Below are 20546 nucleotides of genomic sequence, written 5' to 3'. Positions count from 1 at the left end.
CCTCATATGCTCTGGATGAGGCCGCCGTCGATGCGGATGACGGAGCCGGTAATATAGGATGCGCGCGGGCTGGCGAGAAAAGCAACTGTGTCTCCGTATTCCTCCGGTCGGCCGTAACGCCCGACAGGAATGGCGGCTGTGCTCTCCGCCGTCACCTCTTCCACCGGCCGGTTTTCGCGCTTCGCCTTCTGTTCGTCGAGGAAAGTAATGCGGCCGGTCGCGATGCGCCCCGGCAGCACGATATTGGCGGTAATCCCATCACGGCCGATCTCACGGGCGAGCGTCTTCGACCAGCCGACCAATGCCAGGCGCAGGCTGTTGGAGATACCCAGATTGGGGATCGGCGCCACGACGCCTGATGACGTGGACGTGATGACACGGCCCCAACCGCTCGCCTTCATGCCGGGCAATACGGCATCCGTCACGGCAATCACCGAACGCACCATCATGTCGAAATATTTCGACCAGGTTTCCGCCGATTGACCGGAGGCCGGTGTTGGTGGCGGTCCGCCCGTATTGTTGACGAGGATATCGACGGCCCCAAAAGTATCGGCGATCACAGCGAGTCTTGCCTCGATGACAGAGAGATCGGCAATATCCCAGCCGATCGCCAGTGCCTTCCCCCCACCGGAAACGATACCTTCCGCCGTTTTCCTTGCCGCGGCTTCATCGATATCGGCGACGGCGACGCGAACGCCTTCTAAGGCCAGCGAGCGGGCAATCGCACCGCCCAGTCCACCACCCGCACCGAACACAAGCGCGGTCTTTCCATTCAATTGCATATCCAAGGCAGATACTCCGGTTTCGCCAACATTATGGCGATCACGAAAAGAAGAAAAATCTCGCTTTTTCTGGTTTCAGAAGATAGAAAAACTTTTCTTATGGAAACGCGCTTTCTCGATACCTTCCTGCTGGTTGCCGCACTCGGATCGCTGGCCGAAGCCTCCCGCCGCCTCGGCATCACGCCGGCCGCGGTCGCCCAGCGCATGCAGGCGCTGGAAGACGATGTCGGCGTGCCGCTGCTGACCCGGGTTGGCCGCCGTGTCCGCCCGACCGATACCGGCCACGCCATCATCGAAAAGAGCCGCAGGATCCTCTCAGAGGTCCGCGATCTGCGCAGCCTTGCCAATGCCGATCTGCCTTCCGGCGAGCTTCGGCTCGGCGCCATCACCACCGCGCTGACCGGGCTGCTGCCCTCAGCCCTGCATGAAGTCTTCGCCAGCATGCCGCTTGTCGAGGTCTTCCTGCTGCCAGGCCCGTCGACCGATCTCTACCAGCGGCTGATAGACCGGGATATCGACGCGGCGATCATCGTAAAGCCACCTTTTTCGATACCGAAAACATTGGAATGGGAACTGCTGCGGGCCGAACGTCTGGTTCTCGTAGCCCCCGCCGCTTGCCGGGGCGAGAACCCGCACGCGCTCCTGAAGACCCGCCCCTTCATCCGCTACGACCGGAACAACTGGGGTGGCCGCCTTGCCGACGAGTATCTTCAAAGACAGGGTTTGAAGCCGGCTGAACGTCTGGAACTCGATTCCCTCGAAGCGATCTCGGTCTTGGTCGCCAATGGGCTCGGCGTCTCTCTGGTGCCGGACTGGGCAAGACCCTGGCCGGAAGGCCTCAACCTCGCTGTCCTCGAACTGCCTGTGCCCTTTCCACCGCGAGAGGTCGGTATGCTCTGGCCGCGCAGTTCCCCATCGCGCCGGCTGACCGGCATCGTACTCGACGCGCTCAAACGCTCGCAGACCGCCATCCGGCCCTAATCGTTTTTGGCCGAAATCAGGTCCTTGCGCTGATAGATATGGATGTAATCGACCAGCAGATAGGACGGGTTCGGCGTTTCATCGATCGGCCAGCCTGACCCGAGCGCAAGATTGACCAGCGGATAGAAGGGCATGTGGAATTCCGGCGGCGTATCGAAGCTCCAGAGGGGATTGCGATCCAGATAGAAGGTCGATTTCTGCGGGCCGATATCGACGCCGAAAGTGTGATAGTCGCTGCTGAGCGAGCCTTCGGGCACATTCGTCAGATGGCCGTCCGTCGTGTGCTGGTTGCTCGGGCGCCAGACATGATAGCCCATGCTGAACTCGCCCGGTGCACGGCCGTAATATTCGATCACGTCGATTTCCGAGGTAAATTTGGACCGGTCGAGGCCGATCAGCCAGAAAGCCGGCCATACGCCCTTGCCGGGCGGCAGCTTCATACGCGCTTCAAAATAACCGAACTCCTGGGAGAAGCCTTCGCCCTTCGGATTGGTGGAGGCGAGCAGACCGGAGCGCCACTTGCCATCCGCATCCTTCCGAGCCTCGATCCGCAAGATGCCGTCATTGACCGTAAAAGGGAAACCGTCCATCGGGTCGGTAAACTGGGCATCGCCGAAATCGCCATTCCACGGTGTATGTGCGATCCAGCGCGATCCGTTCTCACCCCAGGCCGAAGCATCTAGGGTGTTGAAATCTTCGCTAAAGGTCAGCTGAAAATCGTCGAGATTGAGCGGCTCTTCCGCTTCGCTCGGCCGCGGACCTGGCGGGCCGAAAAGGCCGATGACGATCAGAAGCGCAAATCTTCCGGCAAATTTCGCGTAATGCATGTTTCTCCCTCCCGGAGATTTCGACCCCGTCGCGGGGTTTTGCGAGCCGATCATGAGACGACGACTCCGTTTCGCCAGGGCATGATCTTCCTGACGATGATGGCCTCTAGCCCGTCCGGCCGCCCTACGGCCTGCCACAGGAGCAAGGAGAAAACCCAGAAAATCGCAAGCGCGGCACCGCTGCATAAGCCAACGCCAGCGACGAGTTCGATGCCGAGCGGCATGGCAATGAGAACAGGCCGAACCCAGAGCAGGAAACAGATCATCGGCAGGCAGGCCGCAAGCGGCCGGATAAACGCGTAGAGCTGCGCACCAATCGAGGCACCGATCAGCCGCTGTGTGATGACAAGGCAGACGACATAGGCAACGACAGCGGCGATGACGCGCCCTGCCAGCGCACCGTCAAGCCCGAACATCGCAACGCCGAGCACTGTAACCGGCGCCCTCACTGCGAATTCAGCAAACATCCGGAGCGCCACATAGCGGGTCTTGTCGAGAACCATGACGAGCGGCGGCATGATGGTCGTCGGCAGGCCGATCAGGCTGACGGTGCAGAGCCACTGCAGGATCGGCGCCGCGAAGGCCCATTTCTCGCCGACGACGATGCGCAGGATCGGTTCGGCCAGGAAAATGATGACGAACAGGATGGGAGCCGCCACGACCATGATTGCATTGGTGGCCTTCAGATAGGCGGTGATCTGCTTGCCCCGATCGCTAACATTGGAAAAGGCGGCCATTAGCGGACGCATCAGCGGACCGACGAATGTCTGATAGGGAATGCCGGCAAGATTATCCGCGACGCTGAAGGCGCCGTAAGTGGAAAGGCTCGTAAAGCACGGCAGCAGCAGCCGGTCCATCTGCCAGTTGAGCGAGTTGAGAACCTGAGAAACAGTGTTCCAGCCGATCATGTCCTGGAAATGCTTCCATTCCGAAAGGCTGAGCCTCGGCCGCATCGGCGCGAAGATATAGGAGACGATGGTCGACATCGTCGGCCCGGCAACGGCGCCAATCGCCAACCCCCAGTAACTATTGGTCGCAAGCGCGACACTGACACCAAAGATCAGGGTCGATCCCTTGGCGATGAGGTCGAGGGCAAATTCGCGCCGGAAGTCGAAACGCTGCATGAAAAGCACCATGCGCGGGCTGATGACGCTACGCATTGCAGGCGCGATCGAAACCACGGCAACCAGCTGAAAAAGCCGCGGATCGTTGTAGATGAGAGCCATCGGCCAGGCGATGACCATCATCAACAGGCTGATCGCCGTTCCTCTGATGAGGCTCAATGTAAAGGCTGTTGCAAACATCCGCTCAGACGGTGAGGGAACACGCACCAACGCTTGGGTGAGCGGCAGATCGAGGATCGCCTCGACGATGACAAGAACCGATGTGGCAATGGCGACGATGCCGAAATCGGCCGGGCTCAAAAGTCTTGCAAGAATGAGCAGGCTCACGAAATCGAGCAGTCGTGCCAGGAATTTTCCGCTGATTGTCCAAATGCTTGCTGTCGCCGTTCTATGCGATACGCTTGACACGATCTATTCCTTGGCCATGAGCAACGAACCTCTTCTGGGGAGCGCCGGGTACCGCCGCTCCGGGGTTTTTGTGCGTGTCAGCTTACTTTCCTCCTGATAGGGCTTGCGGCCTGATGGCCATGCTTGGCGAGTTGCTCATCGATGAGCGAACCGAGGCGGTCGCGGAACACCGCTGCGGAGAATTTCAGGGCGTGGTTATGGATCGCCACCGGATCGAGCGCGTCCTCGACCGCTTCGAAGGCTGCCATCGTTTCCATCAGCGCTTCCGTACTCTGCTCGGCAAAGCGGAAGCCGACATGCGGTGCGCAGACAGTTTCGCGTGCGCCGCCCGCATCAAAGGCCAGAACCGGCCGGCCGGACGCCATCGCTTCCACCGGCAGAATGCCGAAGTCTTCGACGCCAGGGAACAGCAACGCGCGGCAACGCGACAGATGATCACGCAGAACCGGGAACGTCTGATGGCCGAGAAACTGCACCGTCGGTCCGGCGATTGATCTCAGATAGGCTTCCTGCTCGCCCTCACCGATCACGACCAGATTGCGGCCCATTTCGGTGCAGGCCTTCACGGCAATATCCGGCCGCTTATAGGCGGTGAGCTGGCCCGCATAGAGATAGAACTCGCCCTTGCCCTGCCCGACGGCGAAATCGTCGGTCGCAACCGGTGGATAGATGACGACGGCGTCGCGGTCATAGAAGCGGCGGATACGGCCCGCGACATAGCTGGAATTCGCTACGAACGTATCGACGCGCGAGGCAGTCGTCACATCCCAGGCACGCAGCATCGGAGCCGTGAGTGACATCATTGCCTTGCCGATCCAGGAAACACCGCGCCGGTACACATGGAACTGATCCCAGATGTAGCGCATCGGCGAATGGCAGTAGCAGATGTGAAGTGCATCTGCCCGGGTGATGATGCCCTTGGCGGGGCCGGATTCACTTGAAATGACAAGATCATAGTCCTGCAGATCAAAGTGCTCGAGCGCGAAGGGCATGAGCGGCAGCATCTTCGTGTAATGGCGCGTAGAACGCGGGATCTTCTGCAGGAAGGACGTTTGGATGTTGCGGCTGTTGAGGAAATCGCTGGTACGATCGGGATTATACACCAGCGTGAAGATGTCTGCCTGAGGGAACATACGGCAGAGTTCTTCCACCACCTTTTCGCCACCGCGCATCGATACCAGCCAATAGTGGACGATAGCGACGCGAAGCTGCTTCGCATCGACCCGGCTGCCGGCTTCGACGACCCGACTTCTTGCCACGACGGGCGCGTCACCGCGGAATGCCATCGCTTCGGGGAGAGAGCTTGCTGCTTTGACAGTCACCTGAACGCTCCTTGTATGATCGCCCCGCCCCTCGGCTCGGGCACTACATTCGTCGGAATCAGACTGCGGTATTGCGCGAGAAGGGCATCGCGCCATTCTTCATGCGTCGTCGCCAGATTGGGCGACAGCCGGAAGGCACGTTCGCTCATGAGGCGAACATCCTCCCTCGGCATGTTGCGGAAGGCCGCCAGCGTTGTGGCGAAGGCTTCCTCGTCCATCGTGTTGCAGGAGATCGCCATTCCGGCCCTCTCCATTTCCTCGGCAAGGAAAGCGCCCTTGGTCATGATAACGGGAAGGCCGCTGCGCGCCGCCTCGATCGCCACAAGGCCGAACGGCTCCGGATAGCGGGACGGCATGACAAGCGCGCTTGCGGTGCGGATGATCCGGCCGATCTCCGCATGCGACTGCCAGCCCATGGGCCGGACATGATCGCCGGCCGCCACGACCTTCGGCATCAGCGGCCCATCGCCGATCACGCATAGCCTTGCTCCGGCTCTGCGCGCAGCGGCAAGCGCATCTTCGATGCCCTTTTCCTCGTCCAGCCGGCCGATAAAGACGAACTCATCATTGTCCTCGGCCGTCACACGCTCGGCCGTCAGTGGCGCGATAGGATTGCGGATGGTGACGAGCCGTTCCGGCTGGTAGCCGGAGCCCACCAGGAACTCGGCCATCTTTTCGTGGAGCAGGATGATCCTGCTGAAGGCGGGGCGGCTTCTCAGCGCGCGCAAGAGATTGGCGCCGCGGGCCGCACGCCAGAGCTTTTGCGCATAGCTGCGCTTGTCGCAGGAGGTGGTGATGCAGCCTGCCCCGAGCGGACGACGCTGGCAGATCTCCTGCGCCTGATAATCGAAAAAGGCCCCATTGGGACAACCGGTAAAGAAATCATGGGCGTGAACGACGCATCGCTCCGCAACGGGTGTAAGCGCGTCGAAGACCGCCGGCGACAGGATCTGATGCCAGCCATGAACATGATAGGCTGTCCTGGGCGTATCGTTGGCCCGCACCCAGGTGGAAATCATGCTGCCGGCTGCCGGATTATGAATGCCGGTCGCGAAGGCCTTGGCTCGGTTGGAACTCAGGAGGTCGCGGCTATTCAGCTTGACGATTGAAACGCCGAGGGCCGCAAGCTCCTCGTTCGCTCCATCGTCGCCGCAGATATAGGTCACGGCAATGCCGAGTCCGCAGAAGAGCTTCGCCGACAGGACCGCAAGGGCGGTCGCCCCACCCCTCGCCGTCGAATAGTCGTCAATGATGACCACACGGTCGAGCACCGGGTGCGCCGCGATGCCGTCCCTCCATATTTTTGCGTAGCGTCCGGAAGCCGGCCACCGCAACGTCGAAACGGCAGGCCCATTCTCATCAGGACGCAGTTGGCCGATGTCGTTCATAGAAGCTCTCCGACGACAGACACAATGGATGCTTTGACGGCCAGGCCCCTAACCGTCCATGAGGGTGAAGTGGTCACGGACCGGCCGCGGACGGCAGCCGGATCGTGACGAAGTGCATTATTTTGCCGACGCCGCACCGTCAGCATAGGCTTCCAGCGCCTTGCGGTTGAGGATACGGATCCTGCCCTGGGCTCCGTCGATCACCTTGCATTCACGCAGGCGACGCAAGCACTGGTTGACTTTTTCACGAGAAGCCGGAAGCGTCGCCGCCAGATCGTTCTGGGAAATTATCAGCACGTCCCGGTTCGCCGGCGTATCCTTTCCGTAGACCGAAGATAGCCGCAGAAGCATTGCGGCCAGCCGCGACTGAAGGCTGGATCCGGCGTTCGAAATTATGCGGCGCTCCAGCTCGGAAACACGCGCAAGCGTTCTCGAAAAAACCTTCTCCTGGAACTGCGGATCGGTGGCGTACCTTTCTCGCAGCAGCCGGCCTTCGAAGAAGTATAGCTCGCAATCCGAACTGGCTCTATACTCCAGATTCAGTATTTGCTTACGTAATACTTCGAGCTCACCGATCAAACCGCCCCTCGGAATGATCTCCACAATGAACTCCCTGCCGTCTGGCAGCATCGTACTGGCGCTGACTAGCCCGCGCTGCACGCGAGCAAACATATCTACAAAGACTCCAGCGCCTGCAATAAGTTCGCCGCGACGAAAATTTCGTATAGTCGCGCGGCAGAACGGGAAGTCGTCGTCACTTGAGATGCGATTGTTCAAAGATGTATCCGGAACAACGCTAATAGCCGCATTGCCCACAGCGACCCTATAGTCTCTCGTTTGTGTAGCTCCGTCCATGCGCATAACTCCCCAACAAAACAGATTGGTCGTAGCTGATGCTGCACTGCATCATTTATATTGTCCTAACTTGAGAGTCAAATAACAATCGAAGATGACAAGAGCATCTCAAATAATAGTGACAATACCACCAGTTATATAGATTATATTTTTTCTAGTATCCGTCGAATTCAGGAGAGGTATTAAGCCAAACTGCCTATTTTTGGGGCGGTCCCTATCAAAATTGTTCAAAAAATAGCTACAACGCCCGGCTTCATCTATTCAAGCCGTGCGCCTCAGACGACATGTAAGTTAAATTTTCGAATAAAATTAGGATGTAGAAATCCCCCGCCGCCGAATTCGTAGAGAACTCCGTAGCATTACAGTATTAGCATAAAGAATTTGCTAATCATTATGACCGCGGTCACAGACAAGCACATTGCGCTGCACCAAACTTCATAAGGTTCTAACCGGAAACTTTTGGAGTCGGTCGATGACTTGGGAAACACAGAGTATTGAAGTTCGTGAATCCTGGCCGAACGTTGACCAGTCCGGGCCGAATAACGATCGTCGCCTAGTATCACGACCTCATGTGGTCGGAAGGGCATCCAAGCGCGCGGTTGATATCGTGGTGGCGACCACCGCTCTGGTTCTGCTGTCACCCCTGATGCTGATCGTCGCACTCATCGTAAAGTTGAGCGATCCCGGGCCGGTCTTCTATTCGCATACACGTATTGGATATGGGGGCGCCGCGTTCGGCTGTCTCAAGTTCCGCACAATGAAAACCGATGCCGCCGCCCAGCTCGCCGAGTTGCTGCGCGCCAATCCCTCAGCGCGGGCCGAGTGGGAAACGACGCGGAAACTGAAGAACGATCCGCGCATCACCACTGTCGGTGAGATCCTGAGGAAGTCCAGCATCGATGAGCTCCCGCAGCTCATCAATATCTTGCGCGGCGAAATGAGCGTTGTAGGCCCGCGGCCGGTGACGGCTGAAGAACTTGCGCGCTACGGCGAGCATGTCACGAGCTATATGGCTGCAAGACCAGGCCTGACCGGACAATGGCAGACCAGCGGCCGCAACGATGTCAGCTACGAATATCGCGTCGCGCTTGATGTCCAATATGTCCGCGACTGGTCGCTCGTGCGCGATTTCATCATCATCGCAAAGACGGTTCCCGCCCTGTTCTCGCAGCGCGGCTGCTACTAATCCAAGAACGACGTATGGCCCGACCGGGGCCATGCGCACCTGCTGAATATCAACGAAGAAGACACTCTCGCCCTTTGGATCAGGACACTATGAACTCAAATCACGTCTTCAGCAGCGTCTCCCCGATATCTTTGCCGGCCACTGCCAGCGGTAGTTCGTCGCTGACGCTGCGGGACATGTCCTTTTTCGTAAGGATGCGTTGGCCGTGGATCGTGTCTACCATCCTGGTCTTCCTGGCACTTGCCGCCGCCTATCTCCTCATCGCCAAGCCGACATATGTGGCCAGTACCCAGCTTATGGTCTTCCCGCAGGTGAACGGCTCGGACGCTCAACGCGCGTTCGCTGAAGACGCCTTCATCGATGCACAGCTCGAAATAGCGAAGTCCAGCGACGTGCTTGGCGGTGCCGCCAGCGCGCTGAACCTCGCCAACGATCCGGCCTTCTCCAATCAGTCCCTTTCCCTGCAGGACAAGGTCAAGGACTGGCTGACGGGCACCCCCGCCAGCACCGCCCAGCCGGAGACGGCACAGAGTGATGCGACCTCGGGCAATGCCCAGCCCGCTGCGGCGAGCCAGGAAGCGCAGCGGACCGACCGGGCGATCGCACGGCTGCGCAATATTGTCGCAATGCGCCGCATTGGCCAGTCGACGATCCTCGAAATATCCGCATCCGCATCCAACCCACAGAGGGCGGTTGAGATCGCCGATGCGGTTGCCCAGCAATACATCCGTAAGAATGTCCAGATGAAGGCCGCTGCAGCCCAGCAGTACAGCGAATGGCTGGAACAGTTCGTCAATGAGCAGCAGCGCGGGCTTGCCGATGCCGCAAGTGCGCTTGCCACCTTCAAGGCGAATCCGCGCGACCAGTTCAAGCTTGCTGAGTTGCAGAGCGCGACCGATGCCCGCCGCACCCTCTTCGAGAACACCCTTACGCAGTACACCGAGGCCAAGCAGCGCATTTCCTATCCGGTCTCCGACGCCACCATCGTTTCGCGGGCCACCTCACCGCTCTCCAAGGCGCAACCGAACAATTCGCTGATCCTCGCCTTCGCGCTGGTCGTCGGCGCCGGTTCCGGCCTCGGCCTTGCCATGATCCGCCATGTCAGTGACCGGCGCATCATGCGTACCAACCAGCTCTCGCAAGCGGCTGGCCTGTCTTTCGTCACGCCTCTTGGGCGCGCAAAGAGGGCTGGCCGCGCGGCGGCGCTGCCTACTGCCAACGATAGCGGCACCGTCGCCTATCCGATGATCCCCGGAATGGCCGAACTTGGTGCGACTGTCACCGGCTTCCGCCGCAGACGGCGCGTGGTGATCGGCATCGTGGCCGTTAACCCGGGCGGAGGAGCATCCACCATCGCCTGCGAGCTTGCTGTGCTCTCGGCAATATCAGGTTCGCGTACCCTGCTGATCGATGCCGCGGCGACAAAATCTTCCCTGAGCAAGTCCATTGCGCCGAACAGTTCGGCCGGCCTGATCGACGTGCTCGACAATATCGAGGCGATCCGCACCGCCACCCTGTCACTGACACCCACTCTGAAGTTCCTGCCTCTTGGCAAGGTCCGCGCAGTGACGCCCGCCGTTCGTCTGAGCTCGCGCCGCACCCAGCTCAACTTCAGCGACCTGAAGAAGGAATTCGACGCCATATTCGTCGATATCTCTGCCTTCACCTCGTCGCCGGACGCCAATGCGATCGCTCCGGAATTGGACGGCGTTCTCGTCGTAACCTCTTACGGCCGCACTTCGATTGACGAGACCGTTCGCGTCATCGACAGCATGCGCAATGTCGGCGCAGAAATCCTCGGCGCGATCATCAACAACACACCAGCGAGTGTTCAGACATGATGGCTCCGACCCCACAAGCGCCGAAGCTGAAGATCGCCGTCGGCATTGCCTCGGCGGGCCGGCCGGCGACACTTCTGGAGACGGTGACCTATATCGACAGCCTCCAGCCTCACCCGGAGCGCATAATCGTCTGCGTCCCCAACCTGGATGACGCTGCCGGGCTCGCCGACCGAAAGGGCGTGGAATTGATGGTCGGGCCCCGCGGCCTAACCTGCCAGCGCAACCGGATCATTGAGGCCGCAAGCGCGGACATGGACGTGCTGATCTTCCTCGACGACGACTTCATTCCCGCGCCCGGCTTTATTCCGCGCATGGCGGCCGTCTTCGCCGACAATCCGGATGTGGTCATCGCCACCGGAGACGTCCTCGCCGATGGCATTCTCGGCAAGGGGCTGACCCAGTCCGAAGCCATGCATGTCATCAAGACCGCAGGCGAAAGAGGTGAGCAGGTGACCGAAATCTATAACGCCTATGGATGCAATATGGCGGTTCGGCTGGCGCCAATTGTCGGCCACGGGCTCGCCTTCGACGAGGACTTGCCGCTCTACGGCTGGCTCGAAGATGTCGATTTCAGCCGGTCCATCGCCCGCTACGGACGATCGGTGCATATTTCGGGCGCCTGCGGCGTCCATCTCGGCGTCAAGTCCGGACGCCAGCCCGGCAAGAGGCTCGGCTATTCGCAAGTCGCAAATCCCGTGCATCTGATGCGCAAGGGCACCATGTCCTTGACCCGTGCGCTGGCGCAGATCGGCCGCAATATCCTGGCGAACGCCCGGGGCACCCTGCTCAATGATCGCGCAGTCGACCGTCTTGGCCGGCTGAACGGCAATTTCCTGGCTTTGTCCGATCTGCTGATGGGACGTGCATCTCCCATGCGCATCCTCGAACTCAGCCAGTCCTCAAATCGCGAGATGCCTTCGCCATCCATCGCGGCAAAACGGAGGTAACAGACGCTATGTGGCCCATGTCTTTCTTTGATCGTCTTCCATTCGTTGGCCTTGCTGCCGTTTTTACCTGCGTGATGGGATGGAGTGCTGCCCACGCCGACAGCTACACGCTCGTCCCCGAAGACAAGATAAAGCTGCGGGTCGTGGAATGGCGTTCCACCGATTCCAAATATGCGAGCTGGGAAGCTCTCGATGGAACCTATAGCGTCGATGATGCGGGCAATCTTTCGATCCCGATCGCCGGTCAAATCAGGGCCTCCGGCCAGACGACCGAGCAGCTGTCGGATGCCATTTCAGAAGCACTGGCCGACAAGGCCGACCTTCCCGGAAGGCCTTTCATCGCTGTCGAAATCGACCAGCACGCGCCGATCTTCGTCAACGGCAGCATCGAGCGGCCGGGACGCTATCCCTTCGAGGCCAATATGACCGTCATCAAAGCCGTCAGCATTGCAGGCGGCTACATGCGGTCGCGTGACGACAGCAGCTACTATCAGCGAGACCGCATCCAGTCGGCCGGCGACTATCGCTCAGCCCTCCTGAATCGCCGCGATCTCTTGATGCGTGCAGCCCGCCTGCGCGCCGAGATCGCCGGTCAGTCGGATTTCGACATTCCCGCAGAGATCGCCGGCGTGCCGGATATCGACAAACTCAAGGCCGAGGAACTGAACCTGATGCGCCTGCGGGCTGTCGAATCCAACAGCCAGATCGAGGCGGCAGACGATCTGAGCCGCCTCTATACGCAGGAAATCCAGTCGCTGGAGGCCAAGATCGTCTCCCAGAAGCGGCAGATCGACCTTGCGCAGCAGGAGCTGAACAACGTCAACAGCCTCGTCAGCAAGGGCCTGACCAGCAATACCCGCCAATATTCGGTGGACCGCGGCCTGGCTGAAACCCAGAGCGAACTGCTGGACCTCGAGATCGCACTGACCAAGTCCCGCCAGGGACTGAACGAGAGCCAGCGCGAAAAGGCAACGATTATCAACAAGCGGAACGCCGAAAACCAGCAGGAGCTGAACACGCTCAGCCTCGCCATCAACAAGGCGGGCATCGACATGCAAGTGGCGCAACTCCTCGGCGATCAGGCTGGATACAGCGCCGAACTCGCCCGCATGGGTGCAGAATCGACGCTCCTCGGCACGACGAAAAAGAACTTCAAGATCGTTCGCCGCAACGAGGACGGCAGCTACAGCAATATCGTGGCAGATGAAAACACCGCCCTGTTGCCGCATGACATCATCGAGATCGGCGTCGAGGCAGCTACCGATGCCTCATCTGCTGCATCGCAGCCCCAGCAGCCAGCCGCCGCCCTCATCCCTAATGTAGCCCGAAGCGATGCGCCCCGTCCGAACTGGGTATCGCAGACGGGATCGAACTAGGAGACCAGTGTAGGATTATGCCTGTTAGCGTCGGAGTTCAGTTCATGTCTGCATTTGCCGTCTTTTTGCGCCGCACGCAGGGTTTGCGTGGCGTGACGGCAGAGAATCTTCGACCCTGTTCGGAGGTAGCGGCATGACAATTGAACCAATCGGCTTCCTCGTCTTCTTGCTCGGCCTGGCGCTCGTCTACTATGGATCCCGCTTTGCGATCACGGCGCTCTGCATCTCCACGCTGCTCGGTGCGGCCGCAGCCTTCCAGCTTCCCGCACTCGGCGGCAGCAGCATTCAGCCGAGCCATCTGCTGCTGCTCTTCGTCACGATCGGTGTGCTGCTGCGTCCGCGTCAGAAACAGGCGGCCCTGACGAGCCTGGCCTATCCCGGCCCCGGCTTCTGGTTTGCGGCCTATGTTCTGTTCTCCGCCGTATCGGCCTTCTTCCTGCCCCGCATTTTTGCCGGTGCGACACTGGTTTATTCATCCGCACGCAGCAGTTCCGGCTTGATGTCGATCATGGCATCGCCGCTGGCGCCGGGTTCTTCCAATCTCACGCAGTCCGTCTACCTGCTCGGCGACCTCATTTGCTTCGCCGTCATCTGCGGTTTTGCCCGGCTCGGGCACGGGCGCTTCATCGCCCGCCAGCTCATCGTCACGGCGCTCGTCTGCCTGGGTTTCGCCCTGCTCGATATTGCGACGTTCACGATAGGTCAGCCCGACCTGCTCGATTTCATGCGCAACGCCAACTATACGATGCACACAGCCGAGGTCATCGGCGGCTTCAAGCGCATCGTCGGTTCCTTCCCGGAGGCAAGTGCCTATGGTGCGGCGGCTCTGGTGTTTTTCAGCTTCACCCTCATCCTTTGGCTTGAGCGCTTCCCGAGCCGCTTCACCGGCTTTGCAACGGTATCGGTCGGCCTGACCCTGATCCTCTGCACCTCGACGACTGCCTATGTCGCCGGCCTCTTCATGATCGGTGTTGCGATCCTGTTTAGCCTCAAGCGGCTTTTGGGCGGCCAGGCCACACGTCCCTATGCGACCTTCCTTTTGATCACCCTGCTCATGGTACCCTGCGTGATCATGGCTGTAGCCTTGATCCCGAGCGCCTGGAACGCCGTCGGCGATTTGGCGAACGTCACCCTGGCCAACAAGCTCGAATCGCAATCCGGCGAGGAGCGCACCGCCTGGAACACGTTGGCGCTGGTCTCTTTCGTGGAGACGGCCACTTTCGGGGCAGGCCTCGGCACCGTGCGCGCATCGAGCTTCGCCGCCGCACTTCTGTCGAACGTCGGCCTCACCGGGACGGTTCTATTCGTGCTCTTCCTTTACAGCCTCCTGACTGCTGCTCGCAGCAAACTGGCGAGCCGTGAAAACCGGGCGATTGGGATGGCTGCCGTTTTCGCTTCCGTCGCGCAGATTGCCTCGGCGACGATTTCCGGAAGCAGCACCGACCTCGGCCTGCTTTTCAGCATCACGGCCGGGCTTGCAAGCGGTTGCCTGACCGCCCCCTACGGGCAGCAGAACCGCATGACCCGTCTGCAGAGGACGCCGGCATCTCTGATGAGTACGCCGGTATTTCCATCACGATGATGTGCGGGGCAGAAAACATGTCGATGATGTCAGCCCTGCTGCTGCTTGCTCGGCACGGGCGCCGGGTCGACGATCGCACTCTCCTTGGACGGCTTGCGGCTGCGGCGCCAAAGCCCGGCCACGAAGACGCCCGTCACATAGCAGACCTGCATCAGCACGAGGATAGCGAAACCGTAAAGCGCGGCTTCAAGCAGCGACGCGTTTTGATGAGCCACGATGCCGAAACCGAGGGCTACAACGATCGCGAAAATAGCGAAGGCCCAGGCGCGAATGGCCGCTCCGGCTGCGAGCGAAATCAGTATCACAATGATCGTGCCGTTCAGCATTGCGATGCCTTATTCCTTTCTATCGTCCCACATGCGCCCCGTGCCGATCTTCACATTACAGGGCTAAATCCACAACACCCGGCTTTTGGTAGTGGAGCGACAGCAATGGTTAATTTTCTCACAATCCGCCGTGATCAAAACGCTGACGAGGCACGATTGGCTCCCGACCGGATGAGAAATTACCCGCTTGTAACAAGTACAGGACAGCAACTCGACAAAGAGAAATTTTTTACAGACTCAATAAAGACACTTGCCGACGAAGAACTACGAGAAGGATTGTACCATGAGTAATCAGTGCGTGGCCTACGTTACGGATGTCGAATATTCCTTTCCGACTATTCTCTCGGCGCTGCAGGCCCGAAAATTTGCAAATGCTGAGACGGATGTCTGTGTTCTTATGTCGGAACATCTGGACAATTTTGAGGAGCTGAAGAGCCTGCTGGCGTTGAGCGGTGTCAAGCTGATGGATGCGACAGAAGCACTGCACCAATCCCTCGGCAAGCTCGATGGTTCGCATTTCATGGGCCGTATCAGCGTCAGCACCATGGCTAAGCTCGTACTCGCCCAGATCCTGCCCGAGAATTATACCCAGATCATCTATCTGGATGGCGACACGCAGATCGTCAGCAGCCTTGCCGATCTCGAAAATGCGTTCGCGCCCCCCGGAAAATTCTTCGCGGCCCGCGACTACACGTCCATCCACGGCCTGCTGCAAAACGGCAAGGACAGCAGTTACTTCAACGCCGGCGTTCTGAAATTCCACCGCGACGGCTGGATCGGCCCGGAAGCGCTGCAACTCTTTGCCACGAACCCGGAAGCCTGCGACGGCAAGCATGATCAGGGCGCGTTGAACTATGTTTGCGGCCCCTCGCTCATCCTGGTGTCGAACCGCTGGAACTTCCCCAAGCAGTTCCTGCATCTGGTGGACATGTCCTCGCTTGCCATCGTCCACTATATGGCGCACCCCAAACCCTGGCACGGCACGTTCTTCCCGTGGAGCGATACCGAAAGCCAAGTCTATATCGATCTGCGCAAGACGCACCCAGCCTATAAAGCGCTCTACCGGGGCATCAGCTTCGACCGCAAGGTGGTCTACAAATATCGTTCGATGCGCGAGCGCGTGAGGCATGCCCTTCAGAATGAGATGCCCAATCCGCGCGTCCAGACCCTGCTCGCCGGCGACTACGTCGTCTGACGAAAAGTCGGCCCGATCCCTGCAGGCAGAGCCGATCTTTAAAGCTGGCACCAGTGTTCAGGAGCAGAAATGAGTGCTTTGACGACCAGCATCTCGCACTACGCTAAGGCCCGGCTGCGCCGTTCGCTAAAGGCTGGCCAGGTCGGCTATGCCGGGCTGCGCGACAGCCTGAAGCAGGCACGCCACGTGCTGATCTGCGTGATCCGCGACGAAGGACACCGGATGGCGTTCTTCCTGCAATATTATCGCGATCTCGGTGTCGAGCATTTCATCTGCATCGACAACGGTTCGAGCGACGGTACGGCCGAGCTCCTGTCCGGCATGCAGGATGTTTCGCTGTTGTCAGCCGCCGGTTCCTACAAGGCAGCGCGCTTCGGCAATGACTGGATCAACGCGGTCATGAACCGCCATTGCCAGGAAAAATGGGTTCTCTATGTCGATGCGGATGAGTTCCTCGTCTATCCGCATTGCGATACGCGTTCGATCAGCCAGTTGACCGCCTATATGGAATCCGTCGGTGCCCGCTCGCTGCGCTCGGTCATGATCGACATGTACAGCCGCAATCCCGTCAGCGAAAACATCTGCAAGCCCGGTCGCAATCCGCTTGAGATCTGCAGCCTCTTCGACCGATCGGGCTATGAATCGCATTTCGACAAGAACAGCCGCACCATCTGGATCAAAGGCGGTGTACGCGGTCGTGTCTATTTCCGTGGCCGCATCTGGGATGGCCCTGCGCTCAACAAGATCCCGCTGATCTACGTATCCGGTGAGCGCCTCTACCTCAAATCCTCGCACCAGGTCTGGCCCCTCGCCCTCAATCTCGGCGAAATGCGCGGCGCCGTCGGCATCACAAGCGCCCTCCTGCACTTCAAATTCCTGTCGAGCTTCCTCAACAAGGTTGCCGATCCCGCCAACCGCTCGGAACATACTGCCGAGTACACGATGTACTCTTCCCCCGAAGACGCTCGCAACTTCGTCTATACGGGCACCAGCACCTATCACCACTGGAAGGACCTCTCCGACAGCGGGCTTATACAGGGCGAAGGTTGGGAACTCTGGCGAAGTGCGTCCGACGGCGACGTGCGGCAACAGAGTCTGCTTTCACAGGAAAAAGCAGGCACCCCGGCGCAGGGAGGCACAGTCATCGTAGGCGAAGCGCAAGCTTCCCGTTGAATTCGTACATTCAGATGGCGCATCAGCCGGCCCTTCACTTCGGGTCACTGCCGAGGCTGCCTTAAACATCCGCATTAACACCCGCATTTACGGTAACTTACTTCCATCCGCGCTATAGCGCGGCCTAGAGTGCCAGACTGTTGAACCAGGAAGTGATCATGCTGCGACGCACTCTCCTCGCCGCACTTTCCGTGCTGGCGGGCTGCGGCCATCCGACCGGGGTGATGACCCCCGTCACCCTCACGGCCAATACTCCGAAAACATCACAGGTCGAGATGCTGGTGGCGACCACCCGTCAGCCTTCCGCAAATCCTGCGACGCTTTTCAATGGGGAACGCAGTCCGAAACCCTACCTGACGGATATCGCAATTTCCATTCCGCCGAAGCGTGCGGCTGGCACCGTACAGTGGCCCGAAAAGCTGCCGCCGAACCCGGCGACCGATTTCGCCGTCACGCGGGTCGAGCAGCTCGATACGCGGGCGGAAGGGCGCGCCTGGTTCCAACAGCATCTCGTTGACGGCCACGCACTCGTCTTCATCCACGGCTTCAACAATACCTATGAGGATTCTGTCTTCCGCCTCGCCCAGATCGTCCACGACAGCGGCATGAGAGCGACGCCGGTCCTTTTCACCTGGCCTTCGCGTGCACAGTTGACGGCCTATGAATATGACAAGGAAAGCACGAACTATTCGCGCACGGCACTCGAACAGGCGCTACGAATCCTCGCTCAGGATCCGAGTGTGAAGGATATCACTATCCTTGCCCATTCCATGGGAACCTGGCTCGCCATGGAATCTCTGCGCCAGATGGGCATTCGTGACGGGCATGTGAACCCCAAAATCCGCGACGTCATTCTTGCCTCGCCCGATATCGACATACAGGTTTTCGCCAAGCAGTTCGTAGAAATGGGCACGCCCCGTCCGAAATTCACGATCTTCGTTTCACAGGACGACCGGGCTTTGGCAGTTTCGAGCTTCATCACCGGAAAAGTATCCCGGCTGGGCGCCATCGACCCGTCCAAGGAACCCTATCGCAGCCGGCTGGAGGAGGCCGGCATTACGGCCATCGATTTGACGAAGGTTGACACCGGTGACAAGCTCAATCACGGCAAATTTGCCGAAAGCCCTGAAATCGTCAAGCTGATCGGCCAGCGGCTGATGACTGGCCAACCCCTGACAGACTCCAACATCACCCTCGGCGAGGGCGTTGCTGCCGTCGTAGGAGGCACGGTGCAAACTGTGGGTAAGGTCGCCGGCACGGCGGTCGCAGCGCCACTGACGATCGTCGGACAGCCTCTGCCAGCCGCCGCAAAACCAGTCGAAGTCGAAGATACACTTCGCGCCGATCCGCAATCGAAGCCGCTAACGCAGTAACGAGCGCGATTTACGTGCGTGGTTACATGTCGCAACATCGACATTTACGGTAACGTACTTCCGCAGATGGCCTCAAAGTAGAAGTCTCTCCCGGTCGAATGGCGACCGATCCAGTTCCGGCGGGCTCTGCCCTGCCCGACACCAGGGAGAGCGTAATGTTGAACGACCTTGCGGCGGGGAGAACGTGATGGCCACGACACTCTCCAGCAGACTTCTTTCGGCAACGGCAGCAGTCGCAATGAGCCTCGCCGCTGCACCCTTCGTTTCCATGACCTACGCCCAGGAGGCAGCTCCTGCGACGCCCGACAAGCCGAATATCCTCGTCATCTTCGGGGACGACGTCGGCCAAACCAATATCAGCGCCTATTCCTTCGGCGTCGTGGGCTACCGCACGCCCAACATCGATCGCATCGCCAAGGAAGGCCTGATGTTCACGGATTATTATGCCGAGAACAGCTGCACGGCGGGCCGCTCCACCTTCATAACCGGTCAGGTCTGCCTGCGCACCGGTCTCTGCAAGGTCGGCATTCCCGGCGCAACCGTTGGCCTGCAGCCGCGTGACATCACCATTGCCCAGGCCCTCAAACCGCTCGGTTATTCGACGGGCCAGTTTGGCAAGAACCACCTTGGCGACCGCGACGAATTCCTGCCGACCAAGCATGGTTTCGATGAGTTCTACGGCAACCTCTATCACCTGAATGCCGAAGAGGAGCCGGAACGTCCCTATTATCCGAAAGACGATGAGGAGTTCGTCCGCACTAGCTCACCGCGCGGCGTGCTGAAGGCAACGGCAGACGGAAAGATCGAGGATACCGGTGCGCTTAACACCAAGCGCATGGAAACCATCGACGATGAGACGACCGCCGCGGCGATCGATTTCATGGACCGGCAGGTCAAGGCGGGCAAACCCTTCTTCACCTGGATGAACACGACCCGCATGCATGCCTTCACGCATGTTCGTGCGTCGATGCAGGGCCAGAGCGGCATGCCCGGCAACGAATATGCCGACGGCATGATCGAGCATGACGGCGACGTCGGCAAGCTCTTGAAAGCCCTCGACGATCTCGGCATCGCCAACAATACCATCGTGGTTTACACGACCGACAACGGACCGAACCAATGGTCCTGGCCGGATGCCGCCACCACGGCGTTCCGCAGCGAGAAGGATACCAATTGGGAAGGCGCGTTCCGCGTTCCCGCCCTGGTGCGCTGGCCGGGACATATCAAGGCCGGCGAGGTCTCCAACCAGATGATGTCCGGCCTCGACTGGTTCCCGACGCTGCTCGCAGCGGCCGGCGACCCGGACATAAAGGACAAGCTGGTAAAAGGCACGACGATCGGTGGCAACCAATTCAAGGTCCATCTCGACGGCTATAATCAGCTTCCCTATCTCACGGACCAGCAAGAGAAATCGGACCGTCAGGACTTCTATTACTTCAACGACGACGGACAGCTCGTCGCCTATCGTTACAACAACTGGAAGATCGTCTTTTGCGAACAGCGCGAGCCGGGCGGCTTCGTGGTATGGGCCAATCCCTTCGTCTGTCTGCGCGCGCCGAAGGTCTTCAATCTCAGGATGGACCCCTACGAGCGTGCGGATGTTGTGTCCGATCAATATTACGACTGGCTAGCGAAAAACGCCTACCTCATCCAGTACGGCGTCTGGCGGGTGGCGCCATTCCTGCAGACGTTCCGCGAATTCCCCCCAAGCCAGCGTTCGGCAAGCTTCAGCGTCGACCAGATGATCGACGCCCTGATGCGATCGCTCGAACAAAGCCCTAGCGGGCAGCAATAGTGACACCAAGTGCACCACCGCGGGCATGGCCAAAACAGTTGTGCCTGCGGTCCAAATTCCCTGGG

Annotated in this window: 17 protein-coding genes and 1 pseudogene; 10 read left to right on the top strand and 8 right to left on the bottom strand. The window is 59.5% G+C overall.

The window, feature by feature from the left end; all coding sequences use genetic code 11:
• Nucleotides 1-2 precede the first annotated feature (2 nt).
• The gene (locus PMI11_RS20400) at nt 3-782 is read right to left on the bottom strand and encodes an SDR family oxidoreductase (protein ID WP_007820768.1); all 780 of its coding nucleotides are present in this window, start codon (nt 780-782) and stop codon (nt 3-5) included.
• Nucleotides 783-881: 99 nt separating this feature from the next.
• Here PMI11_RS20400 and PMI11_RS20395 point away from each other — a divergent pair, with 99 nt between their 5' ends.
• Entirely contained in the window at nt 882-1763 is an 882-nt protein-coding gene (locus PMI11_RS20395) for a LysR family transcriptional regulator (protein ID WP_007820766.1), read from the top strand.
• On the opposite strand, the gene PMI11_RS20390 is transcribed toward PMI11_RS20395, so the two are convergent.
• From PMI11_RS20390 to PMI11_RS20370, 5 genes are all read right to left on the bottom strand, one after another.
• Nucleotides 1760-2590, bottom strand: a complete 831-nt coding sequence (locus PMI11_RS20390; RefSeq protein WP_007820764.1) for a glycoside hydrolase family 16 protein — start codon at nt 2588-2590, stop codon at nt 1760-1762. The two genes, PMI11_RS20395 and PMI11_RS20390, sit on opposite strands and share 4 nt — an antisense overlap.
• A gap of 50 nt (nt 2591-2640) precedes the next feature.
• Nucleotides 2641-4122 carry a lipopolysaccharide biosynthesis protein gene (locus PMI11_RS20385; protein WP_007820761.1) on the bottom strand — a complete coding sequence of 494 codons (1482 nt, stop codon included), beginning with the start codon at nt 4120-4122 and terminating at the stop codon, nt 2641-2643.
• Between the two features lie 77 nt (nt 4123-4199).
• The gene (locus tag PMI11_RS20380) at nt 4200-5444 is read right to left on the bottom strand and encodes a glycosyltransferase family 4 protein (RefSeq protein WP_007820760.1); all 1245 of its coding nucleotides are present in this window, start codon (nt 5442-5444) and stop codon (nt 4200-4202) included.
• Nucleotides 5441-6832 carry a glycosyltransferase family 4 protein gene (locus tag PMI11_RS20375; RefSeq protein ID WP_007820758.1) on the bottom strand — a complete coding sequence of 464 codons (1392 nt, stop codon included), beginning with the start codon at nt 6830-6832 and terminating at the stop codon, nt 5441-5443. Before PMI11_RS20375 ends, PMI11_RS20380 begins: the two co-directional genes overlap by 4 nt.
• A gap of 117 nt (nt 6833-6949) precedes the next feature.
• The gene (locus PMI11_RS20370; RefSeq protein ID WP_085990557.1) at nt 6950-7693 is read right to left on the bottom strand and encodes a Crp/Fnr family transcriptional regulator; all 744 of its coding nucleotides are present in this window, start codon (nt 7691-7693) and stop codon (nt 6950-6952) included.
• A gap of 466 nt (nt 7694-8159) precedes the next feature.
• Between PMI11_RS20370 and PMI11_RS20365 the strand changes: the two genes are divergently transcribed.
• Nucleotides 8160-8873 (top strand): sugar transferase, encoded by a 714-nt coding sequence (locus tag PMI11_RS20365; RefSeq protein WP_007820754.1) that lies wholly within the window; start codon nt 8160-8162, stop codon nt 8871-8873.
• 100 nt (nt 8874-8973) lie between these two features.
• Here the strand turns inward: PMI11_RS20365 and PMI11_RS38410 are convergent, their stop codons facing one another.
• Entirely contained in the window at nt 8974-9096 is a 123-nt protein-coding gene (locus PMI11_RS38410) for a hypothetical protein (RefSeq protein WP_280110104.1), read from the bottom strand.
• On the opposite strand from PMI11_RS38410, the gene PMI11_RS20360 reads away from it, so the two are divergent.
• The 4 genes from PMI11_RS20360 to PMI11_RS20345 all read left to right on the top strand — a co-directional run bounded on the left by PMI11_RS20360 (nt 9086) and on the right by PMI11_RS20345 (nt 14619).
• On the top strand, nt 9086-10714 hold the full coding sequence (locus PMI11_RS20360) for a sugar transporter (protein ID WP_244430634.1): 1629 nt from the start codon (nt 9086-9088) through the stop codon (nt 10712-10714). The two genes, PMI11_RS38410 and PMI11_RS20360, sit on opposite strands and share 11 nt — an antisense overlap.
• Nucleotides 10711-11661: a glycosyltransferase family 2 protein gene (locus PMI11_RS20355; RefSeq protein WP_007820748.1), complete on the top strand. Its 951-nt coding sequence runs from the start codon at nt 10711-10713 to the stop codon at nt 11659-11661. Before PMI11_RS20360 ends, PMI11_RS20355 begins: the two co-directional genes overlap by 4 nt.
• Before the next feature lie 8 nt (nt 11662-11669).
• A complete protein-coding gene (locus PMI11_RS20350; RefSeq protein ID WP_007820746.1) occupies nt 11670-13037 on the top strand; it encodes a polysaccharide biosynthesis/export family protein in 1368 nt (455 codons plus the stop codon).
• 133 nt (nt 13038-13170) lie between these two features.
• Entirely contained in the window at nt 13171-14619 is a 1449-nt protein-coding gene (locus tag PMI11_RS20345; RefSeq protein ID WP_007820745.1) for a hypothetical protein, read from the top strand.
• Between the two features lie 29 nt (nt 14620-14648).
• Here the strand turns inward: PMI11_RS20345 and PMI11_RS20340 are convergent, their stop codons facing one another.
• Complete coding sequence (locus PMI11_RS20340; protein WP_007820744.1) at nt 14649-14945, bottom strand: hypothetical protein; 297 nt, start codon at nt 14943-14945, stop codon at nt 14649-14651.
• 283 nt (nt 14946-15228) lie between these two features.
• Here PMI11_RS20340 and PMI11_RS20335 point away from each other — a divergent pair, with 283 nt between their 5' ends.
• The 4 genes and pseudogenes from PMI11_RS20335 (at nt 15229) to PMI11_RS20320 (ending at nt 20481) form a co-directional block, all read left to right on the top strand.
• Nucleotides 15229-16140, top strand: coding sequence for a glycosyltransferase family 8 protein (locus tag PMI11_RS20335; RefSeq protein ID WP_007820743.1), 912 nt, complete (start codon nt 15229-15231; stop codon nt 16138-16140).
• A gap of 69 nt (nt 16141-16209) precedes the next feature.
• Nucleotides 16210-17223, top strand: a pseudogene (locus PMI11_RS20330) (glycosyltransferase family 2 protein); the annotation flags it as partial.
• A 248-nt stretch (nt 17224-17471) separates the two neighbouring features.
• Nucleotides 17472-18686, top strand: a complete 1215-nt coding sequence (locus PMI11_RS20325) for an alpha/beta hydrolase (protein WP_007820741.1) — start codon at nt 17472-17474, stop codon at nt 18684-18686.
• Nucleotides 18687-18873: 187 nt separating this feature from the next.
• Nucleotides 18874-20481 carry an arylsulfatase gene (locus PMI11_RS20320; protein ID WP_007820739.1) on the top strand — a complete coding sequence of 536 codons (1608 nt, stop codon included), beginning with the start codon at nt 18874-18876 and terminating at the stop codon, nt 20479-20481.
• Nucleotides 20482-20546: the final 65 nt, after the last annotated feature.

It is taken from the genome of Rhizobium sp. CF142 (genome assembly GCF_000281145.1).
GTDB lineage: Bacteria > Pseudomonadota > Alphaproteobacteria > Rhizobiales > Rhizobiaceae > Rhizobium.
This window is presented reverse-complemented; position numbering and strand designations above follow the sequence as displayed.

Excerpts from the sequence above, each read along its gene's own strand:
- PMI11_RS20400 (WP_007820768.1), bottom strand. The coding sequence starts at position 782 with ATGCAATTGAATGGAAAGACCGCGCTTGTGTTCGGTGCGGGTGGTGGA.
- PMI11_RS20395 (WP_007820766.1), top strand. The coding sequence starts at position 882 with ATGGAAACGCGCTTTCTCGATACCTTCCTGCTGGTTGCCGCACTCGGA.
- PMI11_RS20390 (WP_007820764.1), bottom strand. The coding sequence starts at position 2,590 with ATGCATTACGCGAAATTTGCCGGAAGATTTGCGCTTCTGATCGTCATC.
- PMI11_RS20375 (WP_007820758.1), bottom strand. The coding sequence starts at position 6,832 with ATGAACGACATCGGCCAACTGCGTCCTGATGAGAATGGGCCTGCCGTT.
- PMI11_RS20370 (WP_085990557.1), bottom strand. The coding sequence starts at position 7,693 with ATGCGCATGGACGGAGCTACACAAACGAGAGACTATAGGGTCGCTGTG.
- PMI11_RS20365 (WP_007820754.1), top strand. The coding sequence starts at position 8,160 with ATGACTTGGGAAACACAGAGTATTGAAGTTCGTGAATCCTGGCCGAAC.
- PMI11_RS38410 (WP_280110104.1), bottom strand. The coding sequence starts at position 9,096 with ATGGTAGACACGATCCACGGCCAACGCATCCTTACGAAAAAGGACATG.
- PMI11_RS20355 (WP_007820748.1), top strand. The coding sequence starts at position 10,711 with ATGATGGCTCCGACCCCACAAGCGCCGAAGCTGAAGATCGCCGTCGGC.
- PMI11_RS20350 (WP_007820746.1), top strand. The coding sequence starts at position 11,670 with ATGTGGCCCATGTCTTTCTTTGATCGTCTTCCATTCGTTGGCCTTGCT.
- PMI11_RS20345 (WP_007820745.1), top strand. The coding sequence starts at position 13,171 with ATGACAATTGAACCAATCGGCTTCCTCGTCTTCTTGCTCGGCCTGGCG.
- PMI11_RS20340 (WP_007820744.1), bottom strand. The coding sequence starts at position 14,945 with ATGCTGAACGGCACGATCATTGTGATACTGATTTCGCTCGCAGCCGGA.
- PMI11_RS20335 (WP_007820743.1), top strand. The coding sequence starts at position 15,229 with ATGAGTAATCAGTGCGTGGCCTACGTTACGGATGTCGAATATTCCTTT.
- PMI11_RS20325 (WP_007820741.1), top strand. The coding sequence starts at position 17,472 with ATGCTGCGACGCACTCTCCTCGCCGCACTTTCCGTGCTGGCGGGCTGC.
- PMI11_RS20320 (WP_007820739.1), top strand. The coding sequence starts at position 18,874 with ATGGCCACGACACTCTCCAGCAGACTTCTTTCGGCAACGGCAGCAGTC.